General features: G+C 42.1%; 11 protein-coding genes. All 11 read right to left on the reverse strand.

The window, feature by feature from the left end:
• Positions 1-14 precede the first annotated feature (14 nt).
• A complete protein-coding gene (locus K2Q13_RS05365; protein WP_292919733.1) occupies positions 15-521 on the reverse strand; it encodes a CvpA family protein in 507 nt (168 codons plus the stop codon).
• Between the two features lie 54 nt (positions 522-575).
• Positions 576-1,283 (reverse strand): SPOR domain-containing protein, encoded by a 708-nt coding sequence (locus K2Q13_RS05370; protein WP_292919735.1) that lies wholly within the window; start codon positions 1,281-1,283, stop codon positions 576-578.
• A 15-nt stretch (positions 1,284-1,298) separates the two neighbouring features.
• Complete coding sequence (folC, locus tag K2Q13_RS05375) at positions 1,299-2,600, reverse strand: bifunctional tetrahydrofolate synthase/dihydrofolate synthase (RefSeq protein WP_292919737.1); 1,302 nt, start codon at positions 2,598-2,600, stop codon at positions 1,299-1,301.
• A gap of 21 nt (positions 2,601-2,621) precedes the next feature.
• Positions 2,622-3,491, reverse strand: coding sequence for an acetyl-CoA carboxylase, carboxyltransferase subunit beta (gene accD / locus K2Q13_RS05380; protein ID WP_292919739.1), 870 nt, complete (start codon positions 3,489-3,491; stop codon positions 2,622-2,624).
• Positions 3,492-3,527: 36 nt separating this feature from the next.
• Entirely contained in the window at positions 3,528-4,391 is an 864-nt protein-coding gene (trpA, locus tag K2Q13_RS05385) for a tryptophan synthase subunit alpha (RefSeq protein ID WP_292919741.1), read from the reverse strand.
• Positions 4,392-4,453: 62 nt separating this feature from the next.
• Complete coding sequence (gene trpB, locus K2Q13_RS05390) at positions 4,454-5,653, reverse strand: tryptophan synthase subunit beta (protein ID WP_292919743.1); 1,200 nt, start codon at positions 5,651-5,653, stop codon at positions 4,454-4,456.
• Positions 5,650-6,267: a phosphoribosylanthranilate isomerase gene (locus K2Q13_RS05395; protein ID WP_292919745.1), complete on the reverse strand. Its 618-nt coding sequence runs from the start codon at positions 6,265-6,267 to the stop codon at positions 5,650-5,652. Before K2Q13_RS05395 ends, trpB begins: the two co-directional genes overlap by 4 nt.
• A 23-nt stretch (positions 6,268-6,290) precedes the next feature.
• A complete protein-coding gene (gene truA / locus K2Q13_RS05400) occupies positions 6,291-7,088 on the reverse strand; it encodes a tRNA pseudouridine(38-40) synthase TruA (RefSeq protein ID WP_292919747.1) in 798 nt (265 codons plus the stop codon).
• A gap of 50 nt (positions 7,089-7,138) precedes the next feature.
• Positions 7,139-9,586 (reverse strand): FimV/HubP family polar landmark protein, encoded by a 2,448-nt coding sequence (locus K2Q13_RS05405; protein ID WP_365725348.1) that lies wholly within the window; start codon positions 9,584-9,586, stop codon positions 7,139-7,141.
• Between the two features lie 310 nt (positions 9,587-9,896).
• Positions 9,897-11,009: an aspartate-semialdehyde dehydrogenase gene (asd, locus tag K2Q13_RS05410; protein ID WP_292919749.1), complete on the reverse strand. Its 1,113-nt coding sequence runs from the start codon at positions 11,007-11,009 to the stop codon at positions 9,897-9,899.
• Between the two features lie 153 nt (positions 11,010-11,162).
• The gene (leuB, locus tag K2Q13_RS05415; RefSeq protein ID WP_292919751.1) at positions 11,163-12,224 is read right to left on the reverse strand and encodes a 3-isopropylmalate dehydrogenase; all 1,062 of its coding nucleotides are present in this window, start codon (positions 12,222-12,224) and stop codon (positions 11,163-11,165) included.
• Positions 12,225-12,236 lie beyond the last annotated feature (12 nt).

Consider the following 12,236-nt stretch of genomic DNA (forward strand, 5'->3'; position numbering starts at 1 on the left):
GATGCAGGATCATTTTAAGAATTTTCCTGCCTTTCATAATTGATATGCTTCGATACGTCATTGGGTAACCAAGGCAATATTTGTAATGCTATCGCTTCCAGTGGCTTACTCAAAATAGCCTGCTGCCAAAAAACCTGGTTAGGAATCGTCGTTAATCCGGCGATCAGAACCAAAAGCATAACAATAATTAAAGCACGCAAAAAGCCAAATAGTGAACCCAAAAATCGGTCAATAAACCCTAGCCCAATACCTTTAATAAAAGCGGACAATAACATGGTTATCAATGCCGTAACTAGCAAAACGGTCAGAAAAGTCAAAACAAATGTAATGAAAAATCTTAACGTTTCTCCAGTTATTTCAACCGGTAAAAATTGCTCAAAGAAGGATGTATACGCACCCGCTACTATAAACGCAACCACCCAACCCGCAATAGCTAATGATTCTCGAACAAATCCACGAAAAACACTTAAAACTATAGATACAAGAAAAATGCTGAGAACAACATAGTCAAAAACGGTCATTGATCAAAATTATTACAATTTGCCTGAATCATTTTATTTGATAAGACTACTGTGCTACCTGGGAATTATCACTCCGTCCAATCCAACATTTTTTAATTTCTTTAATTCATTTTCAGCTGCGCTTCGCGTCATAAAAGGCCCAATTCGCACACGCGTCACTTCGTTATTACCAACTCTAAGTGTTTCGGTATACGCATTAAAACCACTTGATTCTAAATTTGCATGTTGTTGCTTGGCTTTTGATTGATCTGAGAATGCTCCTAACTGTATAACAAATCCTTTTGTTACATCGGATGAGGTTTGGGGAGTTTTGGTTGCTCCAGTCGCGCTAATCGCTGCAGCAGGTGCATTTGTAGCGGTATACGTAGAATTTGCATTGTTTGCACTTAATATTTCAGTGGATCGCTTTTCAAACTTCGGTTTAATACCGGGAATCGGAATACCGTTTAGTTTATACGTGTGCGCTTCAATGATCTCCTCTATATTTTGAGTGTAAATTTCAGGTTCATTCTGTAATTCAGTGGTTGCATCCATTTCACTGAAAGGTACTGGAGTCATTTGCTCTGTGCTTGAAACAATAGTACTTTTATCAATTCCTGGTAAATTAATAGCAATTTCATGCGTTTCATCATCTGGCTTAGGCTCATCGAATATAGCTGGCAACACAATGATGGAAACAAGGACCAGAATTATCGCACCGACCAAACGCCTCCTGGCACGTTTCCGAAGTAATAATTCTTCTTCAGTGATATTTTTACTCATAAGCAAACCCAATGATTACTTGCTCCGATGTGTGTTTAAGTATTGCAACACGTCACTCACCGTATAGAAAGATCCAAATACGCAGATTCTATCATTTTTACTTGCTTGTTCACAGGCAAAAACAAAAGCAGAACCAGTGTCGGAAAATTTGCGAATATGATTATCATCGGAGGCTTCGGCTTTATGGATTTCATTAATCAAATAATCCGCAGTCGCAGCACGGGAAGAATCAACAGAAGATACGAGCCAATAATCAATATCATTCTTTAATGCTTGAATAACGCCACAGATATCCTTATCTTGTAACATAGCTACAATTGCATAGGTTTGTCCAGTCGACCTTGTTGCACGTAGATTTTGTGACAGCACCATCGCGGCACTGGGATTATGCGCGACATCCAGAATAATCAGCGGCTGTGTTGAAATCACTTGAAATCGTCCTGGAATAATCGCTTCCATTAAGCCCTGACGTACATTATTCATACTGACGGGCAGCACTTCTCTCAGCGTATCCAATGCAGCCAGACAGGTACTTGCATTTTGTAGCTGTTTTTCTCCTCTTAAAGCTGGAAATGGAAGAGAATAGCGTCTACTCTCCGGACCCCAAAAATCCCAATGCATATCTTGTTTTGAAAAACCGAATTGTTCATTAATCTGATATAAGATTGCGTCGTTCTTTTCAGCTTGCTGGATAACTGATTGTGGTACATCAATTTCCGCACAAATTGCCGGTTTGTTTTTTCTAAAAATAGCGGCTTTTTCAAAACCTATTTTTTCTCGCGTATCGCCAAGATATTCGACATGATCAAGATCGATACTGGTTAGAATTGAACAATCAGCATCAAAGATATTAACTGCGTCAAGACGCCCTCCTAGGCCAACTTCCAGAATCGCTGTATTGACACCTGCCTGGACAAAACAATACATTGCGGCCAATGTGCCAAATTCAAAATAAGTTAATGAAATGCCTCGAATCCTGCAGGCTGAATATATTTGCGTAAAGGCGTTGCACAGACTCTTATCATCAATGTCCTTTTTACCGATGCGGATCCGCTCATTATAGTGCAGCAAATGAGGAGAAGTGTAACAGCCCACTGCATAGCCCGCACAATGCAATATGGATTCAAGCATTGCGCAGACAGATCCTTTACCGTTGGTTCCACCAACAATGATGATAGGGAACTGAGGCTGCAACGCAAGCTCTACTCGAATACGATTGACTCGCTCCAGTCCTAGTTCAACCGTTTGAGGATGAAACACCTCGAGATAACTTAACCAACCTGCAACTGAAACAGGAAGCCTATCCGGCACATTCATCGCCCTTGATCAATCCAGAATTTAAGCTATCGGCATAGAAACACGCATCAATTGTGTACAAATGTTGACAATTTTGTCACGCATTTGCCTTCGATCGATAATCATATCAATCGCACCATGTTGCAATAAGAATTCAGCGCGCTGAAAACCTTCTGGCAGTGTCTGGCGCACAGTTTGCTCAATTACTCGTGGACCAGCAAAGCCAATAAGTGCTCCTGGTTCCGCAATTACAACATCTCCAATAAAAGCAAAGCTTGCAGATACACCGCCCATGGTAGGGTCTGTCAAAACAGAAATATAGGGGAGTTTATTACGACTCAGCCGCGTTAATGCGGCTGTAGTTTTAGCCATTTGCATTAGAGAAAATAAACCTTCTTGCATGCGTGCCCCTCCACTCGCACTGAAGCAAATAAACGGAACATGGTTATCAATACAAGTTTTCACACCACGAACAAATCGTTCGCCCACCACAGAGCCCATCGACCCGCCCATAAAACCAAACTCAAACACAGCAACAACAACAGGTATCGTTTTGATAGTCCCTTGCATGACCACTAGAGAGTCATCTTCGTCAGTATTTTCCTTGGCCTGCGCCAGTCGATCAGTATAACGTTTACTATCTTTGAATTTCAATGCATCGGTCGCAACCACTTCGACACCAATTTCAAATCGACCTTCGGGATCCAACAATTGATCAATGCGGTCTCTGGCAGAAATGCGGTTATGAAAATCACATTTTGGGCAAACGCTTAGATTTCTGGCTAGATCGGTGTAATACAAGACCGCTTCGCAAGTGATGCATTTACTCCACAAGCCTTCTGGCACTATTTTCTTTTCGCCGGCTTCTTTGCGTTTAATTTTAGGTGGAATTATATTCTGAAACCAACTCATGAAAACTGTTCCCTAGAATGTATTGTCAGCATTACTCTAATTCTTATCAATAGCATCACGTAATGCTTTTATCAGACTTCCGACATTACTTAATAAGTCTGACTCAGAAGACTTCTCTATTTCCTCGATTATCCTGCTACCTACAACCACAGCATCTGATAGTTCTGCTACCGCCTTAGCTGTTACGCCATCGCGTATGCCAAATCCAACACCGATCGGCAGCGAAATATACTGACGCAATTGATTCAGCTTAGTACTGACATCTTGCAGATCCAGGTGCGATGCACCGGTAACTCCTTTAAGAGAAACATAATAAATATAGCCTTTCGCCATCTTTGCCACTTGCTCAATGCGCTGTTGATGCGTAGTGGGGGATAATAGAAAAATTGCATCAATTTGATGCTGCTCCAGGCACTGTACCCATTCACTTGATTCTTCCGGAGGATAATCAACAATAAGAACACCATCAACTCCGCACTCTCTTGCTTTGGCAGCAAATGACACCTGACCCAAGGCTTCAACAGGATTTGCATACCCCATCAAAACAATCGGCGTATTTATATTTGTTTTTCTGAATTCAGCCACTAACTTCAATACATCATCTAGGCTGACATGATGTTTTAACGCACGTTCTGAGGATCTTTGGATGGTAGGCCCATCCGCCATGGGATCGGAAAAAGGAACACCTAGTTCAATAATATCAGCGCCTGACTGAACCAATTGGTGCATCAATTGAATGGTATACTTAGGATGAGGATCACCGGCCGTAATAAAGGGAATCAAGGCTTTGCGATTTTGTTCTTTTAATCCGGCAAATGTTTTAGCAATGCGATGGGTTCTTTTAGTATCACTTTGCTCGCTAAAAAAGCTGAGTAAATTTTTAATGCTATCTAGGTTCATCGGCTCAATCCGCTCTCAATTCTTATCAGAAATTCAACAAAACAGCACTGATTGTAAGTTTACTACAGTGTTAAACCGGACATTTGCGCAACTGTTGCCATATCCTTATCACCTCGACCCGATAAATTAACCAGCAACAGTTTGTCTTTAGGCAAGGTAGGCGCATATTTGGCCGCGTAGGCCAGTGCATGGCTTGATTCCAGTGCCGGCATAATACCTTCGTATCGGCACAGTGTATGAAACGCTTCCAGCGCTTCATCGTCGGTAATCGCGACATATTCAGCACGTCCGCAATCTTTAAGCCAAGCATGCTCGGGACCTACACCAGGATAATCGAGACCGGCAGAAATTGAGTGTGTTTCAACAATTTGACCATTTCCATCTTGAATCAGATAAGTGCGATTGCCATGCAGCACCCCAGGCCTGCCCATCGATAAAGTCGCCGCGTGTTGATCGGTATCAATACCTTTCCCTGCAGCCTCAACACCTATCAGTTGAACATTGACATCATCAATATAAGGATAAAATAAACCAATGGCATTTGATCCTCCGCCAACGCATGCAATTAGCGCATCCGGTTGCCGCGTAAAATCCTCTTGCATTTGTATTTTAGCTTCATTCCCTATTACTGCTTGAAAATCCCTCACCATCATCGGATACGGATGAGGCCCGGCTACTGTACCAATAATATAAAAAGTATTTTCGACATTAGTAACCCAGTCACGCATCGCCTCGTTTAATGCATCTTTCAATGTTCGCGACCCCGACTCGACCGGCACCACCGTTGCTCCCAGGAGCTTCATACGATAAACATTGGTTGCCTGACGTTTAATATCTTCAGACCCCATATAAACAATACACTCCATGCCATAACGTGCTGCAACCGTAGCACTCGCCACACCATGCTGACCAGCACCGGTTTCAGCGATAACGCGTTTCTTTCCCATACGCCGGGCCAATAAAGCTTGTCCAATCGTATTGTTTATTTTATGTGCGCCGGTATGATTCAGATCCTCACGTTTTAACAGTATCTGTGCGCCCCCTAAATGTTCAGACCATCTTTTAGCATGGTAGATGGGGCTAGGGCGTCCTACATAATGTTTTAATTCTTCAGCAAATTCTGACTGAAAATTCGCATCGTGACGATAAAATTCATATTGCTTTCGCAAATCCTCCAGCGCCGAAATTAATGTTTCAGCAACAAAAATACCTCCGTACGGTCCAAAGTGACCGTTTTTATTTGGAAGATCATAGGCACTCACAATTGTTTTACTCCTTGCATGAAAGCAAAAATCTTTTTTTCATCTTTAATTCCTTTCGAAGCTTCTACTCCACTCGAAACATCGACTGCCCATGGCTGAGTTCGTTGAATTGCCATAGACACATTGGCTGGATTTAGGCCACCAGATAGAATAAGTGGCAGCGACAAATGTTTGGGTATGAGATCCCACTCAAACGCATGCCCAGTACCTCCTGGCATATCGGCCACATAAGTATCAAGCAATAAGCCTTTTGCGGTGCTATATCGCTCAGCATATTGTAGCAAATCTGTGTCTTGTTTGACTCTAATTGCTTTGATATAAGGCTGGGAAAATTGATTACAGAATTCAGGTGTCTCATCACCATGAAATTGAAGCAGATTTAACTTAGCGACTCGAGCAGTTTCTTCAACCCAAGCAATGTCTGGATCGACATAAACGCCTACCGTGCAAATGAAAGGTGGGATATTGGCGGAAATGAGGCACGCAACATTTGGATCAATATAACGTGCGCTCTGGGGCCAGAAAACAAAACCAATCGCATCAGCGCCTGAGCGGATTGCTACCGCAGCATCTTCGCATCGAGTAATTCCACACACTTTTACGCGCACTGACATATTGAATAATAAACTCTAAATACTTAATTATATAAGAACATATTAGGGATAAGAGGCATTTCATCTAATCCTAGCATATACCAGCTGGAATCATATTTCACACCCGCTAAGTATAAGCCCGCAGCAGAAAAAGTGGGCGCGGCGTATGCGCGATTGCAACCTGCTAGCAACTCAAGCATCCATTCGGAAGAATATTTGCCTTTACCAACATAAACCAGGCAACCAACGATATTTCTTACCATGTGCTGCAAGAATGCATTGGCGCGTAAATCAAAAATAAACAAATTCCCATGACGAACAATCTTCAACTGTGTCATTGTGCGTATGGGAGAATTTGCCTGACACCCAGCTGCTCGAAATGCAGAAAAATCATGTTCTCCAATCAAGATATTGGCGGCGCGCTGCATTATGTCCAATTGCAGCGGTTGATGAAACCATCCGACCTTTTTATGATTAATTCCTGGACGCACAGGCTGATTCAGTAACAAATATAAATAACGCCGCTCAAGTGCACTATATCTCGCATGAAACTTGTCGGATGTTTCTGATGCCCACAAAACGGCAATATCGTCAGGCAGAAACGCATTTACACCGCGCACCCATGCAGTGATAGGACGTTGCACGGAAGTATCAAAATGCACGACCTGATAGAGTGCGTGGACACCTGCATCAGTTCTCCCAGCAGTGATTACGCGTATTTTTTCATGAGCTATTTGAGATAAGGCAGTTTCCAGTGCATCCTGTATTGAACAATTTTCCGGTTGACTTTGCCATCCACAATAACGACTACCGTCATATTCTAGAATCAAAATTATTCGCACAAATAGAAACTGCCTTTCCAAATAAGCTGTAACAAACTAGATAATAATCATTACAGATCTTTTAACATTTTCTTCGCAGCTTTCTTTTGCTTTGCGTCACCGTCTCGGATGACTTCTTCAAGCATTTCTTTGGCGCCTTCCTTATCATCCATCTCTTGATATGCTTTAGCCAAATCTAATTTTGTCTCAACTTCTTGCCATGCTTCACTTTGAGTGCTTAAATCTTCCTTTTTAACTTTGTCATCGCTTGCGCCAGAATCCTCTAGATCCAAATTAATAGCGGCCAAATCAATTTCAGGAACTATCGCTGACGAATTTGATTCTTTATCATTTTGTGTAATATCTGGAGATTGGTCGAACTCCAGAGGATCATTATCAAGTGTAGGCTTTCCTGAATCAGTGCTGCTATCATCACTGAGTGCGGGAATCTCAATTTCGTTTAGGTTTTGCTTATCTGTCAAATCAATTTCTGAAGGAGAAAACTCAAAATCGTCCTTATTCTTCTCTGTAGTTTCATCACTTGAGCTGACAACAGCAGGCGGTTGTTCTGGCTCATCAAATTCAATCTCTACCGCATAATCAGAATCAGAAATTTTTTCAGCTTCTTTTATTTGCTTGGCATCCTTTAATTCAGTTTTTCCTTTCGCTGCAATTTCATCAATTTCGTCACTCAAATCAAAATCAATTTGATTTGCAAATCCAGAAGAACCATTATCTTCAGTAGAATCAATCGATTGACCAAACTCTTCTTCAGAATCTTCTTTTAAGTTTCTATCGATAATCTGTGAATCTTCCGGAAATGTCTCATCGCCAACCTGCGACTCCGTAATCGACTCAGTTTCAGACTCAGATTGCAAAGTATGTTCGGCGCTGTCTTCGTAAGACAAATCAGGATCTCTATTAAATTCTTCCGACTCTTCGGCTTGAGAATAAGGGTCTGCATCTTGAAAAGATTGGTCATGATCCAAATTTTCAGATGACGATCGATCTTCCTCAGTAACAGACGCAGCTTTGGCAGCAGCCATTGAGGCTATTCGAGAACGCATTGCTGAAGAATAATCTTCTTCATTATTTTCTTCTACTTCTTCATCGTCGTGTGATTGATTTTTGCGTCTTCTAAGAATCAATAAAATAAGTAACAACAGCACAATTAAAGCAGCACCGATGTATTCGATATAATCATATGCCTGATCAAGCAGTGATTGACCGGGTTCTTCATCAGATACTGCAGCAGGCGCATTGACTACCGTTGCTTCTGCAGCTGGTTGAATTATCGGTGTCTCTTCTTGCACAGACACAGAATCCAAAGCTACGTTCTCAGTAACCGAAGCCTCGTCTGCCAGAACTTGTGATTCCGGTTTACTAATTGATGTTGGAACTGATTCCGCCTTAGTTTGTGCCTGCGCTAATACCGAATCCTTAAGCTCTAGTAATTGTTTCAAGTTCTCAACACTCTTTTCCAGCATAGCTACACGTTCATTCGCTTCCTTTAATGCAAGATTTCGCGCAATCGCATCCTCTTCCATCATACGGAGACGATCAACCAGTGTAGATTCAGCAATCTGACCATCTGTGTCAAGTAACTGTGCTCCGCTGGATAGTTTCAGAACCTCTTTGGGTGCATCGGGAGCAGATGTCGATTTCTTATCAATGCTGGTTGTAATCTGACCTTGATCTGATTGACTGATTGTATGAGGTGCTGAGGATTCCTGGCTAATTGCTGCCAACCGCTCCCTGTAATTACGCCAATCTGCTATTTGTGTTTTTATTTCGGTTCTTGCAACTGATGAATCAATTGCTGTTATTTCATTCATCTCAGGCACTTTCAAAATCACGCCTGTCCTAAGTAAATTCATGTTGTTAGCGATAAAAGCCTCACGATTAGCACGATAAAGCGCCACCAGCATTTGATTAAGATCGACACCGGCGGGTAAAACCTGACTCGCAATCGATGATAAGGTATCACCTCGGTTAACTGGACCATAGGTCTTATTGGATCGACTGGATGTATCGGCAGTTGATTGAACCGAATTTGTAATTGAATTATCATTTTTGATGCGCGGTGATCTTTCTGCATCAAAACCTGATGCACCAACTATGGGTGGAGGGCTTGTATTGGCTGCCACCAGATTTTGTGCTGGTGATTCAACAGGATCAAGTAGAACGGTATATTCCCGCAAAATGCGCCCTGAAGACCAATTTAACTCCATCAGTAACATTAAAAACGGGTCATTAACTGCTTGCGGCGAAGTCAATTTAATATAAGGGTTACCATTTGCTCTCGTTTCGATTAAGACCTTGAAAGCTGACAAAACAGATTCATAGTTTATACCGGCTTGTGCGAATGCTTCACGAGTAGCCACACTAGCATTTAGAGATGATATTTCATCAGTATCGGTCGATACAATATCGATTTCAGCGCTAAAAGGTTGCCCTAGCGCAGAGTTAAGTGTCAATTTACCGAGTCCAGCTGCTGGAACAGCAACCCATGGCAGCATCAGAATAATTGCAAACAAGCTTACTTTAAAAGATGTTTTATACACCGAAGTACCCTCTCTAGTTTTTTGGAAATAAATATCGAAAGGCTAGTATTGCAACATAATCACACTAGTTGCGATTACGCCTCAAATTACAGGCTAATCAAACAAACCTATAATCAGTTAAAGCACCTCACAAGTAAGGTGTGAAATATATGCTCTTCAAGTTGCTGGTTTTCTATCTACCAATATTCGTTAATGTAACGAAAGATTAAACTCGAAATAATAAAATACTACATTCGACTATTGTATTCAGGATATCGAAAGATATTTAGTGTGCAATCAGTATGCGCAACATTCTACGCAATGGCTCTGCGGCACCCCAAAGTAATTGATCGCCTACGGTAAAAACAGATAAGTATTCACCGCCCATTGTCAGTTTGCGTAATCGCCCTACTGGTATTGATAAAGTACCCGTTACTGCCGTTGGCGTTAATTGTGAGGTAGTGGCTTCTCTCTCATTGGGAACCACTTTAACCCAATCATTTGAATTTGCAATAATTTCTTCAATTTCATCTAATGGTACATCTTGTTTTAGCTTGATGGTTAACGCTTGGCTATGGCACCTCATTGCACCAACACGCACACAAATACCATCAACAGGAATTTCCCGGTCGCTTGTTCCAAGAATTTTATTGGTTTCGGCTTGTCCCTTCCATTCTTCTCGACTTTGTCCATTAGCAACTTCTTTGTCAATCCAGGGAATTAAACTGCCCGCTAACGGAACACCGAAATTTTCAGTTGGAAATCTTTTATCACGTAATGTGCCAGCAACTTCACGATCAATATCCAGAATACTGGAAGCAGGATTATCCAACAAATCCTTCGCCACTCGATGTGCCTCACCCATTTGCTGCAACAGTTCACGCATATTTTTGGCCCCGGCGCCCGATGCGGCTTGATAAGTCATGGCGCTCATCCAGTCCACCATACCTTTTTCAAAAAGACTGCCAACCGCCATTAACATCAAGCTAACTGTACAATTGCCACCAATATAATTTTTTACTCCATTATGAAGGGCCTGCTCAATCACAGGTTTATTGACCGGATCCAATATGATCACGGCATCTTTTTCCATGCGCAATGCTGAAGCGGCATCAACCCAATATCCTTGCCAACCCGATTGACGCAACAGTTTAAAAATCTGATGCGTATAATCCCCGCCTTGACAGGAAATGATGATATCCATCGCGCTCAGTTGATCAATATCAAAGGCATCTTTTAACGGTGGCGTCTCCTTGCCAATTTCAGGGCTTACGCCACCTTTTTGTGAGGTTGTAAAAAAAACAGGATCAATCAGAGAAAAGTCTTCTTCTTCCCGCATTCTCTGCATTAGCACAGATCCAACCATCCCACGCCAACCTACAAAACCAACTTGCTTCATTGCTTATCTCTTTTTCTAAATTAACAATTCAATTCGTTAATCAAATAAAAAACTGCATAAATATTAACTTACTTTATAAAATGATACAAAATGATTAATGCATTAATTACACCTTTATTTCCTAAAAATGCATTAATTTGTCATTAAGTATAATTACAGCATTGCCAAAACCACATCCCCCATGGCTTTTGTGCCTACAGATTTCATGCCGGCTTCATCAATATCTTTTGTCCTGTAGCTCGCCGCTAAAACTTTTTTAACCGCATTTTCTATGCGCTTTGCCGCCACTTCCTGATTGAATGTGTGACGCAGCATCATAGCTACTGACAGTATTGTCGCAAGCGGGTTAGCTATATCTTTTCCAGCGATGTCAGGCGCTGAACCGTGAATAGGTTCATATAATCCTTTATTATTCTCATCTAAGGAGGCTGAAGGCAACATGCCAATGGAACCTGTTAACATGGAGGCTTCGTCAGACAATATGTCACCAAACATATTTCCGGTGACCATGACGTCAAATTGTTTTGGATTACGAACCAATTGCATAGCAGCATTATCAACCAACATATGCGACAAAGCCACTTGCGGGTATTCCTTAGCAACCTCAGCGACAACGTCACGCCATAATTGTGTACATTCCAACACATTCATTTTATCTACGGAACACAATTTACCTTGACGCTTAGCAGCCGTTTGAAACGCAACATGTGCGATGCGGCGTATCTCGGCCTCACTGTAGATCATGGTATTAAATCCAACACGCTCTCCATGACGAATCTCAATCCCGCGCGGCTCGCCAAAATAAATATCGCCGGTCAATTCACGCACGATCATGATATCGAGACCGGCAACCACGTCGTATTTTAAACTAGAGGCATTGGCGAGTTCCGGATAAAGCATTGCGGGACGCAAATTAGCGAATAAATTAAGCTTCTTGCGAATCGCAAGCAAACCACGCTCAGGACGCTGCTCGCGCGGCAAAGCATCATATTGCGGGCCTCCAACAGCACCCAAGAGAACTGCATCCGCCTGACTGGCTAATCGATGGGTCGCATCAGGGTACGGTTCTCCAGTGGCATCAACTGCACAGCCCCCGATCAATCCGCATTCCAATTCAATACCCAGACCATCAGTTCTCAAAGCATCTAATACACGCACGGCCTGAGCAACAATTTCCGGCCCGATACCATCGCCTCCTAATACAGCAATTTTCATTTTATCCCACTT

Source organism: Nitrosomonas sp. (assembly GCF_019752095.1).
GTDB lineage: Bacteria > Pseudomonadota > Gammaproteobacteria > Burkholderiales > Nitrosomonadaceae > Nitrosomonas.

Bases quoted from the DNA above. Each gene is read 5' to 3' on its own strand.
- accD (WP_292919739.1), bottom strand. From the start codon at position 3,491: ATGAGTTGGTTTCAGAATATAATTCCACCTAAAATTAAACGCAAAGAA.
- K2Q13_RS05395 (WP_292919745.1), bottom strand. From the start codon at position 6,267: ATGTCAGTGCGCGTAAAAGTGTGTGGAATTACTCGATGCGAAGATGCT.
- leuB (WP_292919751.1), bottom strand. From the start codon at position 12,224: ATGAAAATTGCTGTATTAGGAGGCGATGGTATCGGGCCGGAAATTGTT.
- K2Q13_RS05370 (WP_292919735.1), bottom strand. From the start codon at position 1,283: ATGAGTAAAAATATCACTGAAGAAGAATTATTACTTCGGAAACGTGCC.
- K2Q13_RS05365 (WP_292919733.1), bottom strand. From the start codon at position 521: ATGACCGTTTTTGACTATGTTGTTCTCAGCATTTTTCTTGTATCTATA.
- folC (WP_292919737.1), bottom strand. From the start codon at position 2,600: ATGAATGTGCCGGATAGGCTTCCTGTTTCAGTTGCAGGTTGGTTAAGT.
- trpA (WP_292919741.1), bottom strand. From the start codon at position 4,391: ATGAACCTAGATAGCATTAAAAATTTACTCAGCTTTTTTAGCGAGCAA.
- K2Q13_RS05405 (WP_365725348.1), bottom strand. From the start codon at position 9,586: ATGCTGCCATGGGTTGCTGTTCCAGCAGCTGGACTCGGTAAATTGACA.
- asd (WP_292919749.1), bottom strand. From the start codon at position 11,009: ATGAAGCAAGTTGGTTTTGTAGGTTGGCGTGGGATGGTTGGATCTGTG.